12 protein-coding genes and 1 other annotated feature are annotated in these 16,122 nt (G+C 53.8%); of the genes, 8 read left to right on the top strand and 4 right to left on the bottom strand.

Translation table 11 applies throughout. From position 1 onward, the window contains the following. Positions 1-62 precede the first annotated feature (62 nt). Together acrB and GEAM_RS13485 are read right to left on the bottom strand one after the other, a co-directional pair. Positions 63-3,218: a multidrug efflux RND transporter permease subunit AcrB gene (gene acrB, locus GEAM_RS13490; protein WP_034792328.1), complete on the bottom strand. Its 3,156-nt coding sequence runs from the start codon at positions 3,216-3,218 to the stop codon at positions 63-65. A gap of 16 nt (positions 3,219-3,234) precedes the next feature. Continuing rightward, positions 3,235-4,425 carry an efflux RND transporter periplasmic adaptor subunit gene (locus GEAM_RS13485; protein WP_034792327.1) on the bottom strand — a complete coding sequence of 397 codons (1,191 nt, stop codon included), beginning with the start codon at positions 4,423-4,425 and terminating at the stop codon, positions 3,235-3,237. A 141-nt stretch (positions 4,426-4,566) separates the two neighbouring features. Between GEAM_RS13485 and acrR the strand changes: the two genes are divergently transcribed. Together acrR and mscK are read left to right on the top strand one after the other, a co-directional pair. Continuing rightward, on the top strand, positions 4,567-5,214 hold the full coding sequence (acrR, locus tag GEAM_RS13480; protein WP_034792325.1) for a multidrug efflux transporter transcriptional repressor AcrR: 648 nt from the start codon (positions 4,567-4,569) through the stop codon (positions 5,212-5,214). A 134-nt stretch (positions 5,215-5,348) separates the two neighbouring features. Continuing rightward, the gene (gene mscK / locus GEAM_RS13475) at positions 5,349-8,750 is read left to right on the top strand and encodes a mechanosensitive channel MscK (protein ID WP_034792323.1); all 3,402 of its coding nucleotides are present in this window, start codon (positions 5,349-5,351) and stop codon (positions 8,748-8,750) included. Between the two features lie 64 nt (positions 8,751-8,814). Here mscK and rsmS read toward each other — a convergent pair whose 3' ends face one another. After that, positions 8,815-8,988: a pleiotropic regulatory protein RsmS gene (gene rsmS, locus GEAM_RS22770; protein WP_072009902.1), complete on the bottom strand. Its 174-nt coding sequence runs from the start codon at positions 8,986-8,988 to the stop codon at positions 8,815-8,817. Between the two features lie 221 nt (positions 8,989-9,209). Then, a complete protein-coding gene (gene priC, locus GEAM_RS13470; protein ID WP_034792321.1) occupies positions 9,210-9,746 on the bottom strand; it encodes a primosomal replication protein PriC in 537 nt (178 codons plus the stop codon). Positions 9,747-9,887: 141 nt separating this feature from the next. On the opposite strand from priC, the gene GEAM_RS13465 reads away from it, so the two are divergent. From GEAM_RS13465 to htpG, 6 genes are all read left to right on the top strand, one after another. Then, positions 9,888-10,265 carry a DUF454 family protein gene (locus GEAM_RS13465; RefSeq protein ID WP_034792319.1) on the top strand — a complete coding sequence of 126 codons (378 nt, stop codon included), beginning with the start codon at positions 9,888-9,890 and terminating at the stop codon, positions 10,263-10,265. A 172-nt stretch (positions 10,266-10,437) separates the two neighbouring features. After that, positions 10,438-10,989 (top strand): adenine phosphoribosyltransferase, encoded by a 552-nt coding sequence (apt, locus tag GEAM_RS13460; protein ID WP_034792317.1) that lies wholly within the window; start codon positions 10,438-10,440, stop codon positions 10,987-10,989. Between the two features lie 75 nt (positions 10,990-11,064). Beyond that, positions 11,065-13,011, top strand: coding sequence for a DNA polymerase III subunit gamma/tau (gene dnaX / locus GEAM_RS13455; protein WP_034792316.1), 1,947 nt, complete (start codon positions 11,065-11,067; stop codon positions 13,009-13,011). After that, positions 12,338-12,402 (top strand) — a sequence feature (DnaX frameshifting element). (Overlaps the previous gene by 65 nt.) Positions 13,012-13,052: 41 nt before the next feature. Then, entirely contained in the window at positions 13,053-13,382 is a 330-nt protein-coding gene (locus tag GEAM_RS13450; protein WP_034792701.1) for a YbaB/EbfC family nucleoid-associated protein, read from the top strand. Beyond that, on the top strand, positions 13,382-13,987 hold the full coding sequence (gene recR, locus GEAM_RS13445) for a recombination mediator RecR (RefSeq protein WP_034792315.1): 606 nt from the start codon (positions 13,382-13,384) through the stop codon (positions 13,985-13,987). The genes GEAM_RS13450 and recR overlap by 1 nt, the downstream gene beginning before the upstream one ends. Before the next feature lie 199 nt (positions 13,988-14,186). Continuing rightward, positions 14,187-16,055: a molecular chaperone HtpG gene (gene htpG, locus GEAM_RS13440; RefSeq protein ID WP_034792699.1), complete on the top strand. Its 1,869-nt coding sequence runs from the start codon at positions 14,187-14,189 to the stop codon at positions 16,053-16,055. Positions 16,056-16,122: the final 67 nt, after the last annotated feature.

Genomic DNA, 16,122 nt, shown 5'->3' with positions numbered 1-16,122 from the left:
TTCAAGTCTTGAAATAAAAAAAGGCCGCTATTCGCGGCCTTTTCAATTTGCTTCACACTGGATTAGTGTTTCGGTTGCTGCTCTACAGGATGGCTGTGTTCAAGATCCTCATTCTTCTTACTAAAGCGGCGGCGGACCACCACGAAGAACACTGGAACAAAGAAGATAGCCAACAGCGTTGCGGTGATCATCCCGCCCATTACGCCAGTACCTACGGCGTTCTGAGAACCGGAACCTGCGCCGCTACTGATAACCAGTGGCATAACACCGAGGATGAATGCCAGTGATGTCATCAGAATCGGACGCAAACGCATACGAACTGCTTCGAGAGTCGACTCAACCAGACCTTTGCCTTCCTTGTCCATCAAGTCTTTGGCGAATTCCACAATCAAGATGGCGTTCTTCGCCGATAGCCCGATGGTGGTCAACAGACCTACCTGGAAGTAAACGTCATTGCTCAGACCACGCATCGTTGCTGCGATCAACGCACCAACCACGCCCAGCGGAACAACCAGCATGACCGAGAATGGAATTGACCAGCTCTCATACAGTGCTGCCAGACAGAGGAATACCACAATCAGCGAGATAGCATACAGGGCAGGGGCCTGGTTACCTGACAAGCGTTCCTGATAAGAAAGGCCTGTCCAGTCAAAGCCGATACCATTTGGCAGCTTCGATGCTAAAGATTCCATCATTGCCATGGCATCACCACTACTCTTGCCCGGTGCCGGTTGACCAAGGATTTCCATCGATGGCAGACCGTTATAGCGTTCAAGGCGAGGTGAACCGTATTCCCACTTCATGGTAGAGAAGGCAGAGAACGGCACCATCTGACCTGAACTACCACGGACATACAGGTTGTTGATGTCTGATGGCAGCATGCGGTATTTGTTTTCCGCCTGCACGTACACTTTCTTCACGCGGCCACGGTCGATGAAGTCATTGACGTAACTACCGCCGATTGACGCACCCAAAGTGGTGTTGATGTCAGACAGTGAAACGCCCAGCGCTGATGCTTTCTCTTGGTCGATTTCCACTTTGAACTGCGGCGTATCTTCCAGACCGTTAGGACGAACCTGCGTCAGCAAGTCAGGGTGTTGTGCCACCATGCCGAGCAGTTGGTTACGCGCCTGAGTCAGTTTGTCGTGACCCAAGTTAGCCTGGTCAATCAACTCGAAGTCGAAGCCGCTGGCTGTACCCAATTCCACGATAGCTGGCAAGTTGAACGCGAACACCAAACCGTCTTTGATTTGGCTGAAAGCACCCATTGCGCGAGCCGCAATCGCCGGAACTTTGTTTTCAGCGCCGCTACGCTCAGCCCAATCTTTCAGACTGATAAACGCAATACCGGTGTTCTGGCCACGACCTGCGAAACCAAAGCCGTTTACGGTAAACACAGATTCAACGTTGGCTTTCTCTTTAGTCAGATAATAATTACTGACTTCATCCAACACCTTCTGAGTACGTTCCTGAGTTGCACCCGCCGGTAGCTGGGCCATGGTCAGGAATACACCTTGGTCTTCTTCTGGTAAGAACGAGGTCGGCAGGCGGATAAACAGGAATGCCATGCCTACGACGATCAGCAGATACAGAAGCAAGTAACGACCGGTGCTGCGCAGAATGTTGCCTACGCTGTCGGTGTAGTGGTGCGTACTTTGTTCGAATTTCTTGTTAAACCAGCCGAAGAAGCCTTTTTTCTCGCCGTGGTCACCCTTAGCGATAGGTTTCAGCATGGTCGCACAAAGTGCCGGAGTCAGGATCATCGCCACCAGCACTGACAGCACCATCGCGGAAACAATGGTGATGGAGAACTGACGGTAGATAACGCCGGTTGAGCCACCGAAGAACGCCATCGGGATAAATACCGCTGACAGAACCATGGCAATACCGACCAGTGCGCCCTGAATCTGCTCCATCGATCGTTTGGTGGCTTCTTTCGGCGGCAGGCCCTCTTCGACCATGACACGCTCGACGTTCTCTACCACCACGATGGCGTCATCCACCAAGAGCCCTATCGCAAGCACCATACCGAACATTGTTAGGGTGTTTATCGAATAACCAAACGCGGACAAAATAGCAAAAGTACCTAACAGTACGACCGGCACGGCTATCGTTGGGATAAGCGTTGCGCGGAAGTTTTGCAGGAACAGGTACATTACCAAGAAGACCAAAACGATGGCTTCAAACAGGGTTTTGCCTACTTCTTGAATCGAAATCTTAACGAATGGCGTGGTGTCGTATGGATAAACCACTTTCAAGCCAGCAGGGAAGAACGATTGCAGTTTGCCAAGCGTTTCTTTTACTGAGGATGCGGTATCCAGGGCGTTAGCACCTGTTGCCAATTTAATCCCCAGACCTGCCGCCGGTTGGCCGTTGAAGCGTGCAACAACGTCGTAGTTTTCACCACCCAACTGGATTTTAGCCACGTCTTTCAGGCGAACCTGAGAGCCATCTGGATTCACTTTCAGAATGATTTTGCCGAACTCATCCGCAGACTTCAGACGGGTCTGAGCAACGATTGATGAGTTAAGCTGCTGGCCCGGAACCGGTGGAGTACCACCCAACTGGCCTGCTGCAATCTGGTTGTTCTGTACTTTAATGGCGTTGATAACATCAACCGGCGTGAGCTGGAAGTTGTTGAGCTTGTTCGGGTCCATCCAGATACGCATCGCGTACTGAGCACCAAACAGCTGAACGTCACCTACACCCGCAGTACGGCTGATAGGGTCTTTGATGTTTGAACCAACGTAGTCGGCGATATCATCCTGAGACATGGTGCCGTCAGTGGAGATAAAGCCTGCAACCATCAAGAAGCTACTACTTGATTTTTCAACCGAAATACCTTGCTGCTGAACTTCTTGCGGCAGCAACGGCGTCGCTAGCTGCAATTTGTTCTGCACCTGTACCTGTGCAATATCTGCATCAGTACCGGAAGCAAAGGTCAGGGTTATCTGAACCGTACCTGATGAATCACTGGTCGACGACATGTACATCATGTTGTCGATACCGTTCATATTTTGTTCGATAACCTGAGTTACGGTGTCCTGAACCGTTTGTGCATCAGCACCTGGATAAGTAGCCGTCAACTGTATCGCTGGCGGCGCAACGGTTGGATACTGTGCGATAGGGAGCGAGATTATCGCTAATCCCCCCGCCAACATGATGATGATGGCGATAACCCACGCAAATATCGGGCGATCTATAAAAAACTTAGCCATGAATTACCGGCTCCTATTAAGACTTCGGCGCTGTATCAGATGCAGCCTGTTTCTTAGCGTCTGCGTTTTGATCGACTTCCTGCGCATTAACCTGCACGCCTGGTTTGATTTTTTGTAATCCGGTCACAATCACTTTGTCACCCGATTTCAGACCCTCGGTAACAACCCATTTGTCGCCGATCGCTTGCGTCGTGGTAACAGTGCGCAGTTCAACTTTGTTGTCTGCACCCACCACCATGGCAGTGGCGTCACCACGTGGGTTACGGGTGATCCCTTGCTGTGGAACCAATAATGCGTTGTTGTTTACACCTTCATCCAGACGGGCGCGAACGAACATACCCGGCAGCAATGCGTCATCTGGGTTCGGGAACACGGCACGTAAGGTAATGGAGCCGGTGGTTTCATCAACGGTAACATCAGAGAATTCCAATGTACCCGCTTGCTTATATTCACTACCGTTATCTAACAGCAGCTTAACTTGCGCTTTGCCATTAGCTTGCTTCAGAGAGCCATCAGCCAGTTCCTGTTTCAGACGCAGGAAGTCATTGCTTGATTGGGTCACGTCGACATAGATAGGGTCGAGTTGTTGCACCGTCGCCAACGCGTCCGCCTGACCGTTAGTCACCAGAGCGCCTTCGGTTACAGCAGACTTACCAATACGACCGGAAATCGGAGAGGTGACTTTGGTGTAAGCAAGGTTGATACGCGCAGATTCAACCGCTGCTTTCGCTGCAACCACGGCCGCATCGGCCTGTGCTGCGGTAGAGAAGGCAGTATCGTAATCTTGTTTACTGACGTAGTTGGTGCCTAACAGCGGCTTGTAACGGTTAACCGTAACGCGAGCAACTTGAGCACTGGCTTGCGCTTTAACTAAATCGCCTTTTGCACTGTCGTACGCAGCCTGATAAGTCGCAGGATCAATCTGATACAAGGACATGCCGGCTTTAATGTCACTGCCTTCCACGAAGTTGCGCTTCAGGATAATGCCGGTGACTTGGGGACGGACTTCTGCAATGCGGAAGGAGGCTGTACGACCAGGAAGCTCAGTGGTCACATTCATGGCTTCAGTTTTCAGTGTCACTACACCGACTTCTGGAGCTTTTGGCGCGCCTTGTTGAGCTTCTTTATCATTACATCCTGTAAGTGCTAAGCTTCCGGAAAGCATCAGAACTACCGCCAGAGGCGTTAACCCTCTGTTTCTGTTCATAAATAAACCTCAAGTGTCCGATTTCAAATTGTTCAATGGATCACAAGCTTTTAAACCCATTGCTGCGCTTTTAATATGTGCATGCTATGTTACATACATTCCCGAATGTATGTAAATCAAACGCCCCCAAAAGCTGACGCCATGGCACGAAAAACCAAATTACAGGCCCTTGAAACTCGACAACAGATTTTAGATGCTGCTGTTCAGGAGTTCTCTGCCCGTGGCGTTGCTTCAACTTCGCTGACTGATATTGCTAATGCCGCTGGAGTAACTCGGGGCGCAATCTACTGGCATTTCAAGAATAAGGTTGAATTGTTTAATGGAGTCTGGGAAGAGTGTGAGTCCCAGATGCACTCGCTCGAATTAGAGTATCAGACAAAGTTTCCCAATAATCCACTGCGGGTTTTACGTGAGATACTGATTTATTTCTTACGTGCCACAGTAAACAATCCCCGTCGTAGAGCTTTGATGGAGATAATATTTCACAAATGTGAATTTGTTGGGGAGATGACGTCAGTTCATGAAGCGCGAAAGGCGCTTTATCTTGAAGGCTACAGCAAGATAGAACGTATTCTTCAACGCTGCATTGATGCCGACGAATTACCCCGCAATTTACACCCTCGTCAGGCAGCGATTATTCTCCGCGCTTATATCACTGGGTTAATGGAGAATTGGCTGTTCGTCCCCGAAAGCTTTGATTTAGAAGGGCAGGCGGCTCAACTCATTGATACCTATATTGAAATGCTTAGGTTCTGCCCCAGCCTGTTACTGCCAAAATCAGAGGCTTAACACGCCCCCTTCCTTATGTGAGTTTTTTGTCATTTTGTGACGTATTCTGACACGCTTTTCCGACTTCATAACTCTGTGTCACCTGTTAGTGTAGTGTTAATATCAATCTCTCTTTTTCCATACAATGTGCATCCATGTTTAAGCGATCCTCTGCGTTGCCAACCTCGCCTGCTTTATTTCTATTTCCGCTGACTTTTTTGCGCGCCCTGACATTTACATTACTGGTGTCTTTGGTGCTTTCATTTATTACCTACGCTAATGCGGCTGTTAATAATGATCTGCCTACTCGTTCTGAAGTCCAGAATCAGTTTGATGCGCTGAGTAAGCAAAAAAGCCTGACGCCGGTCGAGAAACTTTCGCAGCAGGATTTAGTTCACACGCTGGAATATTTAGACGCCCTTGAGCGTGTGAAGCAGGACGCGGCACAGCTGCGTCAGCAGGTCACCGACGCGCCGGTTAAACTGCGCACCGCGTCGGATGGTCTGGATAAGCTGAAAAACGGGGGCAACGACGGCGTCACCAAAGAGTCTCTGGCGACGCTCTCCCTGCGCCAGCTGGAAAATCGCCTGAATGACACCCTCGACGATTTGCAATCCTCGCAGGAGGATTTGTCGACCTTCAACACCCAGCTTATCTCGCTGCAAACCCAGCCTGAGCGGGTGCAGGGCGCGATGTACAACTACTCGCTGGCTATCCAGAAAGTGCGTAACCAGCTCAACGGCATGGCGCCGGGGCAGCAGGATCTGCGCGCCACCCAGCAGACCATGTTGGTGACCGAGCAGGCCCTGCTCAACGCGCAGATTGATTACCAGCGCAAAAGTCTGGAAGCCAACACCACGCTGCAAGATTTGCTGCAAAAACAGCGCGATTTCACCAACGCGCACATCAACCAGCTGGAGCGCGTGGCGCAAATGCTGCAAGAGGTGGTGAATGGCAAACGCCTGACCCTCTCCGAGCGCACCGCCAAAGAGGCGCAAACGCCGGATGACACCTCGAACATTCAAAATGACCCGCTGGTGGCCCAAGAGCTGGGGATTAACCGCACTCTGAGCCAGCGGCTGATTGCCGCCACTGAAGAGGGCAACCAACTGGTTCAAAAGAACATTACGGTCAAAAACTGGCTCGACCGTTCTTCGCAGGCCGAGCATGATTTGAAAGAACAAATCAGCGTGCTGAAGGGCAGCCTGCTGCTGTCGCGCATTCTTTACCAGCAGCAGCAAAATACCATTCCGCCGTCGGGCCTGATGACCGACATGAGCGCCAAGATAGCCGATTTGCGCCTTGAGCAGTTCACCATCAACCAGCAGCGCGACGCCTTATTCCAAGGCGACAGCTACATTCAGGGCGTGGTGGATAACAGCAAAGAGAAGATTAATGACGACATCAGCGACGCGCTGGATCAGATTGTCGACATGCGCCGCGAGCTGCTGGATCAGCTCAACAAGCAGCTAGGAAATCAGCTCTCGTTGGCGATCAATCTGCAAATTAACCAGCAGCAGCTACTGAGCATCAATGAGTCCTTAACTCAGACGCTGACCCAGCAGATCTTCTGGGTGAGCAGCAACAAGCCGATGAACTGGGACTTCATCAAAACCCTGCCGAGCGAGGTCAAAAGCCAACTTAGCGAGTTGCGAATCAAGATGCCGCTGGGCGAGCTGATGATGGGAGGGTTACATTCGCTGCCGGTCAACGTGCCGCTGCTGGTGGTCATTCTGGTGCTGCTGCTCCGCCGCCGCGCCTTGCAAAGGCATCTCGACAAGCTCAATAGCGACGTCGGCCAGCTTAAGCGCGACACCCAACTGCACACGCCGCGCGCCTTGATGATCATCATGCTGAGCACGCTGCCGGGCGTGCTGCTGACCCTCGGTATCGGCTATTGGTTCTCGCAGTGCGATATCGAACTCAGCGACTTCCTTTGGGCGCTCTCCCAGCGTCTGGCGGTCTTTATGCTGGTGATGGGCTTCTGCTTCCGCCTGCTAAAACCCAATGGCGTCAGCGAAAAGCACTTCAACACTTCGCCAGCCCAATGTGCCCACTACCGGCGCTCAGTCGTTCGGCTGGTGCTGGTGATGCTGCCACTGATTTTCTGGTCGGTGCGCGGTGAGAAAGCGCCGCTGGGACTGGTGGATGACATCATCGGTCAGGTGGTGATCCTCTTGACCTTAATCGCGCTGGCGGTGCTGGTATTCCCGATTTTCCGCGACAGCTGGCGTGAAAAGAACACCCACAGCGTGCGGCTGGTGATTGTGGCGGCGATTGCGATTGCGCCGCTGTTGCTGGTCGGGCTGATGGTCGCGGGCTACTTCTATACCACGCTGCGGCTGGCCGGGCGCTGGATAGACAGCTTCTATTTACTGATTCTGTGGAACATCACCTACCTCAGCGCGCTGCGCGGTTTGAGCGTTGCCGCCCGCCGTCTGGCCTATCGCCGTGCCTTAGCGCGCCGCCAAAGCATTAACGCCAAAGAGGGCGCGGAGGGGAGCGAGCCGGTGGAAGAGACGCCATTGGGCCTGGACCAAATCAACCAGCAGTCGCTACGTTTGACCACCATGGTGCTGTTCTTCATTTTCGCCAGCGTGTTCTACTGGATCTGGTCCGATTTACTGACCGTCATCTCCTATCTCGACAGCATTTCGCTGTGGCATTACTCGAGCAATGTCGCGGGCAGCGTGGTGCAGCAGACTGTCACCCTTGGCAATCTGTTACTGGCCTTCGTGGCGGTGATTGTGGCCTATGTGCTGACTCGCAACCTGCCGGGCCTGCTGGAAGTGGTGGTGCTCTCGCGGCTACAGCTGCGGCAAGGCACCTCCTACGCCATCACCACCATCATGACTTACTCGATTACGGTGATTGGCACGGTGACCGCACTCGGCTCGCTCGGCGTGTCGTGGGATAAACTCCAGTGGCTGGTTGCCGCGCTGTCGGTCGGCTTAGGCTTTGGTTTACAAGAGATTTTCGCCAACTTCGTTTCCGGTTTGATCATCCTGTTTGAACGCCCGGTACGTATCGGCGACACGGTCACCATCGGCACTTTCTCAGGCACGGTTAGCCGTATTCGTATCCGCGCCACCACCATCATCGACTTTGACCGCAAAGAGGTGATCATCCCCAACAAAGCCTTCGTGACCGAAAGGCTGATCAACTGGTCGCTGTCCGACACCGTTACTCGCATCATCATTAAAGTCGGCGTGGCCTATGGATCCGATCTGGATAAAGTGAAAGAGATCTTGCTGCAAGCCGCCCATGAAAGCTCACGCGTCATGAGCGATCCGGTGCCGCACGTCTACTTCCTCAACTTCGGTGCCAGCACCTTAGATCACGAACTGCGGGTCTATGTCCGTGAATTAGGGGATCGCAGCTACACGGTGGACGAGCTCAACCGCACCATCGACAGACTGTGCCGCGAGAACGATATCAACATCGCCTTCAACCAGTTGGAAGTGTATCTACACGATAAAAATGGGGGAGAAGAGGTGCAGGAAGTGAAGCGGGAGCTGCGTCAGCCGGGTGAACCTTTGCCGCCAGAGGGGATTTAAAGCGGGTTTATAGGGAATGTGCTGAAGACATTCCCTGTTTTATCCAGCCAGCAACTGACCGAAATTATAAATAGCTAACAGACAGCGTATTCAAGCTGCCTTTAAGCTTTTCCTGATAATCGCGTTTGACGATCTCTAGCGCGGCGAGCGCGGTTTCAGGTGCAATTTCATTGCACTCAAGTAAGTAGATCAGATCAACGGCGAGTTGTAGCTCGGGTGGCGCATTTTCGACAGACATGGGAGCCAACGTTCAGTGTATTGTGCGATGTAAATAAAGATCCGCTTTTGTTCAAATGACAGTTTTACGCGGATCCGAAGTCAACCTGAAGCAGGTAGGCCGTGGCTCAGTTGAGCAGCAGCCAGCACCTTTTGAGAACATCAATCATTCAGGTATGGAAACTGATTATAGATAATAAATGTCTCCGCCTGCCTGCACATTTCAAAAAATGTGATAAACATTCAAAAACCTTTTTCCTGCCTTTCAATTTGCCGCTCAATTTTGGCTAATGCCTGCCTGCAGCGCATCAATCGACCTTCCAGCGCGGCCAGCTCTTTCTGCACTCGCTGCTGGTCGCTGAAAGTGGCGAGCTGCCCAAGGGTGCTCTCGCGGTCTTCAATCATGGCGATTAAACGGCGCTCAAACTGCTGGGTTTCTGCCAGCCGGGTGTAGTTATCGTGGCTTTTGCGCTCCGGCGTTTGGTGAGTTTTGCGCAGCGCCTGCGTCGCCAGTTCACGCTGCAACGCGGTAATTTGCGAAATCAGCCGCTCGGCGATAAACGCCACCTGCGCCTGACGCTTCTCCGCCACCACTTGATGCAGTTGGCCGAGATTAACCCTGACTTCGGCGAGATAATCGCGCAGCCGGGTGCCTTTGGTGGCGAACAGCGTCACGTCGAAACGCGCCTGCTGGGCCGAAACGTGGCCGACAGGTTCAATTTCGTGCGCTAGCGCCTCTATTTGTTGGCTCAGGGCGTGCAATATTTGTTCAGTGCTCACAGGGGTTCTCCGCGTTGGACCTGATTAGCTTACCCTGAAGCGCAACAGATACAAGGCACGCGGCGTTTGGCAGGGGCAGGGCAGTTGTTTACACTGACGAGATAGCGACATCAATAACATAGACAAGTCGACAAGGATTGTATGAAACGTGTTTTGTTGATCATTCTGGGATGGGTCTCCGTGGTGCTGGCCACCCTCGGCGTGGTGCTGCCTTTATTACCTACGACGCCATTTCTGCTGCTGGCGGCATGGTGCTTTGCCCGCTCTTCGCCGCGTTTTCACTACTGGCTGCTCTATCGCTCGTGGTTTGGCAGCTACCTGCGCCACTGGCAGGAGCATCGCGCACTGCCGCCCGGCGCGAAGGGCAAGGCGGTGCTGGTGATCCTCATTACTTTCGCCGTTTCTCTCTATTTTGTCCCCCTGTGGTGGGTACGCGTTTTACTGCTTTGCATCATGCTTGGGCTGCTTATCATGATGTGGCGCTTACCAGTGGTTGACCTAAAGCAACAAAAAAGGTGATCATGTCCGGCTGCGGGTTGCTTTTTAAAGCGGCTTTGCATAGATTTGGGCATCTCGCGCACCCTCGGTGCGCGCCAATTTCCTTCCTTAAACAGCCAAACACTTTTGTAAGGCAAGAGCCATTTACTGGTTCGCGTTTAAGTATGAACAGCAGTTTTATCAGGCACTTATTATGACAGCTACCGCACAGCAGCTAGAGTTTATCAAAAATAGCATCAAATCCATTCAAGACTACCCGAAGCCGGGCATCCTGTTCCGCGACGTCACCAGCCTGCTGGAAGACCCGGCAGCCTATGCCGCCAGCATCCAATTGTTGGCTGACCGCTATCGTGACTCCGGCGTCACCAAAGTGGTGGGTACCGAAGCGCGTGGTTTCTTGTTTGGTGCTCCGGTGGCCTTGGCTCTGGGTGTAGGTTTTGTGCCTGTGCGTAAACCGGGCAAACTGCCGCGCGAAACGCTGAGCGAAAGCTATGAGCTGGAATACGGCACTGACAGTCTGGAAATCCACGCTGACTCTATCAAGCCGGGCGAGAAGATTTTGGTTATCGATGACCTGCTGGCAACCGGCGGCACCATCGAAGCTACCGTGAAACTGATCCGCCGCTTGGGTGGTGAAGTAACTGACGCAGCATTCATCATTAATCTGTTCGATCTCGGCGGTGCAGAGCGCCTGAACAAGATGAATATCAACTGCTACAGCCTGGTCGACTTCCCAGGCCATTGATTGACACAAGCCTCGCCTGCCCAGGCGAGGCTGTGATAGCATGACCCTCCCGACCACTCGACATCTCCGGTATTAATGAGCTATCAGGTTCTGGCCCGTAAGTGGCGCCCTCAAACTTTCGCCGACGTCGTCGGACAGGAACATGTGCTGACCGCGCTGGCTAACGGCCTGTCGCTCGGACGCATCCATCACGCTTATCTGTTTTCCGGCACCCGCGGTGTTGGCAAGACCACCATTGCGCGCCTGTTAGCGAAAGGGCTGAACTGTGAAACCGGTATTACCTCTACGCCGTGCGGCGTGTGTGATAACTGCCGCGAAATCGAACAGGGCCGTTTTGTTGATCTGATTGAAATCGATGCCGCGTCCCGTACCAAAGTAGAAGACACCCGCGAACTGCTGGACAACGTGCAATATGCGCCAGCGCGCGGCCGCTTCAAAGTTTACCTGATTGACGAAGTCCACATGCTCTCGCGTCACAGCTTTAATGCGCTGTTGAAAACGCTGGAAGAGCCGCCTTCGCACGTCAAATTCTTGCTGGCGACGACAGATCCACAGAAGTTGCCGGTGACCATTCTCTCCCGCTGCCTGCAATTCCATCTGAAGGCGCTGGATGTTGAACAAATTCGTAAGCAGCTCGACGTGGTACTGACCGCCGAGCAGATCAGCAGCGAGCCGCGCGCTCTGCAACTGCTGGCCCGCGCGGCCGACGGCAGTATGCGTGACGGCCTGAGCCTGACTGACCAAGCCATCGCCATGGGGCAGGGTGCGGTAACCACCGAAACCGTGGCGCAGATGCTTGGCACGCTGGATGACGAGCAGCCGCTGGCCGTGCTCGAAGCGCTGGTGAGCGCCGACGGTGCGCAGATGATGGCACAGGTTGAGCATGCTGCTTCTCGCGGCGTCGACTGGGAAAACCTGCTGGTGGAAACGCTGGCGCTGCTGCATCGCATCGCCATGGTGCAGCTGTTACCCACGGTGCTCGACAACCATTACGCCGCCATTGAACAACGCCTGCGCGAGCTGGCGCGGGTTATTCCGCCAGCCGATGTGCAACTCTATTACCAAACGCTGCTGATTGGCCGCAAAGAGCTGGCCTACGCGCCGGACAAGCGCATGGGGGTCGAGATGACCCTGCTACGCGCTTTGGCTTTCCACCCTAAAGTGGTGATTGCTGAACCTGTGGTCCAGCAGCCGGTCGCCCGAGCGCCAGCGCCTTCTGCTGCGCCAGAGGCCCAGCCGCAGAGCAGACCTGCTCAGCAAGAAGCACCGCCGCCGCAAGGCGCGCCGCAGCCGGGTATCTCAGATACCACGGCGCAACTGTTACAGGCCCGAACACAACTACTCAGGCAGCAGGGGAGTACCACCCCAAAAAAAGCTGAGCCGGCAGCGCCAGGAAAAGCGCGGCCGGCAAACTCAGCGCTGGAGCGTTTGGCTTCGGTGACTGAGCGTGTGCAAACGCAGGCCAGCGCCAGAAAAGAGAAAGAACCTGAGCAGCCCGTAAAAGAAGAAGCGTATCGCTGGAAAGCCCTGACTGAGCCAGAAGAGGCACCCGAGCCGGTAGCGACGCCCAAGGCGCTGCGTACTGCGCTGGAGCATGAGAAGTCGCCGGAACTGGCCGCGCGTCTGGCGGTCGAAGCCACAGAGCGCGATAGCTGGGCGGCTGAAATCAACCAGATGGTAATGCCAAAACTGGTGCAGCAGCTGGCCCTGAACGCGTGGTGCGAAAAGGTAGAAGCCGGGAAAATCACTCTGCATCTGCGCCCTTCGCAGCGCCATTTGAATTCCCCTTCGGCACAGAAAGTGCTGACGGAAGCACTATCGACACTCCACCAGACGCCGGTTGAACTCACCGTGCTAGAAGATGATAATCTGGCGGTCAAAACGCCTCTGGAGTGGCGACAAGCCATATACGAAGAGAAGCTGGCGCAGGCGCGCCAGTCGATTATTGCGGATAACAACATTCAAACTCTGCGCCGTTTCTTCGACGCCGAGCTGGATGAAGAGAGTATTCGCCCTGTTTAAACGCCGCAAATCCCCGCGGCCCGACGCAAAGAGAGATGATTATGTTTGGAAAAGGCGGCATTGGTAACCTGATGAAACAGGCCCAGCAAATGCAGGAAAAAATGCAGCAGGTACAGGCAGAAATCGCCCAGTTAGAAGTGACCGGCGAATCTGGCGCGGGCATGGTTAAAGTCACCATTAACGGCGCGCACAACTGCCGTCGTGTGGAAATCGATCCAAGCCTGCTGGAAGACGACAAAGACATGCTGGAAGACCTGATCGCTGCTGCTTTCAACGATGCGGCTCGTCGCGTTGAAGAAACTCAGAAAGAGAAAATGGCTTCTGTATCCGGCGGCATGCAATTGCCACCAGGCTTTAAGATGCCATTCTGATGCAAACCAGCCCACTCCTTGAATCATTAATGGAGGCGTTGCGCTGCCTGCCGGGCGTTGGCCCGAAATCAGCGCAGCGCATGGCATTCCAACTGTTGCAGCGCGATCGCAGCGGTGGAATGCGGCTGGCGCAGTCGTTAACGCGTGCGATGTCTGAAATCGGCCACTGTGCTGATTGCCGCACTTTTACCGAGCAGGATATCTGCACCATTTGCGCCAACCCACGGCGCAAAGAAAACGGTCAGATTTGCGTGGTAGAAAGCCCGGCGGACATCCATGCTATAGAACAAACCGGTCAGTTCTCCGGCCGCTATTTTGTGCTGATGGGCCACCTGTCTCCGATGGACGGCATTGGCCCGGATGACATTGGTTTGGATCGTTTAGAGCAGCGTCTGGAAAGCGAAAGCATGAAAGAGGTGATTCTGGCGACCAACCCGACGGTCGAAGGTGAGGCGACGGCTAACTACATCGCCGAGATGTGCGGCCAGTACGGCGTGCTGGCGAGCCGCATTGCCCACGGCGTGCCGATGGGCGGTGAGCTGGAGATGGTAGATGGCACCACGCTGTCGCACTCTCTGGCTGGGCGCGCACCTTTCAAATTCTGATCTGGTAATTGCCGCCACGCGCGCGATTTCACGCGTGGCGGTTCAGTTTTAAGCCAAACTCTCTCTTTTCCCTTGAATTATCCTCCTGATAACCCCATCTACTCCTCAGCGTTTTATTTTGGCCAATGTGCCGCCTATAAGGCTGGGCTTGCCAGCATAATGACAATTCAAATAGCGTAACTGAGGTAATTTGATGAGTATGAAAGGACAAGAAACCCGCGGCTTCCAGTCTGAAGTTAAGCAGCTGCTGCATCTGATGATCCACTCCTTATATTCCAACAAAGAGATTTTCCTGCGTGAGCTGATCTCCAACGCCTCAGATGCCGCCGACAAACTGCGTTTCCGCGCGCTTTCCAAGCCTGAACTCTATGAAGGTGATGGCGAACTGCATGTGCGTTTGGCGTTCGACAAAGAGAAACGCACTCTGACTCTGAGCGACAACGGCATCGGGATGACCCGTGACGAAGTGATCGACAACCTCGGCACTATCGCTAAATCCGGCACCAAAGCCTTCCTGCAATCCGTCGGTTCCGAGCAGGCGAAAGACAGCCAGCTGATCGGCCAGTTCGGTGTAGGCTTCTACTCCGCGTTTATCGTGGCCGACAAAGTGACCGTGCGTACCCGCGCTGCTGGCGCGAGCAAAGATGAAGGTGTGTTCTGGGAATCTGCTGGCGAAGGCGAGTACACCTTGGCCGACATCGAGAAAGCCGAGCGCGGCACTGAAATCACCCTGCACCTGCGCGAAGATCAGGACGAATTCCTCGACGATTGGCGCGTACGCTCGATTATCAGCAAATATTCCGACCATATCGCCTTGCCGGTTGAAGTCGAAACCCGCAATGAAGAAGATGACACCGTGACCTGGGAGCAAATCAACAAGGCGCAGGCCCTGTGGACCCGTGGCAAAGCGGAAGTCACCGACGAAGAGTACACCGAATTCTACAAACACATCTCTCATGATTTCAGCGACCCGCTGAGCTGGAGCCACAACCGCGTTGAAGGTAAGCAGGAATACACCAGCCTGCTGTACATCCCTTCACAAGCGCCTTGGGACATGTGGAACCGCGACCACAAACACGGCTTGAAGCTGTACGTGCAGCGCGTGTTCATTATGGACGAAGCCGAGCAGTTCATGCCGAACTACCTGCGTTTCGTGCGTGGTCTGATAGATTCCAACGACCTGCCGTTGAACGTCTCGCGTGAAATCCTGCAAGACAGCCGCATCACCCAGAACCTGCGCAGCGCGCTGACCAAACGCGTATTGCAGATGCTGGAGAAACTGGCGAAAGACGACAACGAGAAGTACCTGCAATTCTGGCAACAGTTCGGTCTGGTGCTGAAAGAAGGCCCGGCAGAAGATGGCGCCAACAAAGAAGCCATTGCCAAGCTGCTGCGCTTCGCCAGCACCCGCAACGACAGCTCCAGCCAGACTCTCTCTCTGGAAGAGTACGTTGCCAAGATGGTGGAAGGTCAGGACAAAATTTACTACATCACCGCCGACAGCTATGCCGCCGCGAAGAGCAGCCCGCACCTTGAGCTGTTCCGCAAGAAAGGCATTGAAGTCCTGCTGCTGTCTGACCGCATCGACGAATGGATGATGAGCTATCTGACTGAGTTTGATGGCAAAGTCTTCCAATCAGTCAGCAAGGCCGACGACACGCTGGACAAGCTGGCTGACGAAGAGAGCGAAGAGCAGAAAGAAGCTGAGAAGGCGCTGGAACCGTTCGTTGAGCGCGTGAAAACCCTGCTGGGCGACCGCGTGAAAGAAGTGCGTCTGACTCACCGTCTGACCGACACTCCGGCGATTGTCACCACCGGTGCTGACGAAATGACCACTCAGATGGCGAAACTGTTTGCCGCTGCTGGTCAGGAAGCGCCAGAAGTGAAATACATCTTCGAGCTGAACCCAGACCACGCGCTGGTAAAACGTGCTTCCGACGTGGCCGACGACGCGCAGTTCAGCGAGTGGGTTGAACTGCTGCTGGATCAGGCGCTGTTCGCCGAGCGCGGCACGCTGGAAGATCCAAACCTGTTTATCCGGCGTATGAACCAACTGCTGCAAGCATAAGGTTCAGGTTTCACGTAATAGTAGAAAAGCCCTGTCATTGCGACAGGGCTTTTTTTGCTTATTGAGG

Source organism: Ewingella americana ATCC 33852, from assembly GCF_000735345.1.
GTDB classification, from domain to species: domain Bacteria; phylum Pseudomonadota; class Gammaproteobacteria; order Enterobacterales; family Enterobacteriaceae; genus Ewingella; species Ewingella americana.
This window is presented reverse-complemented; position numbering and strand designations above follow the sequence as displayed.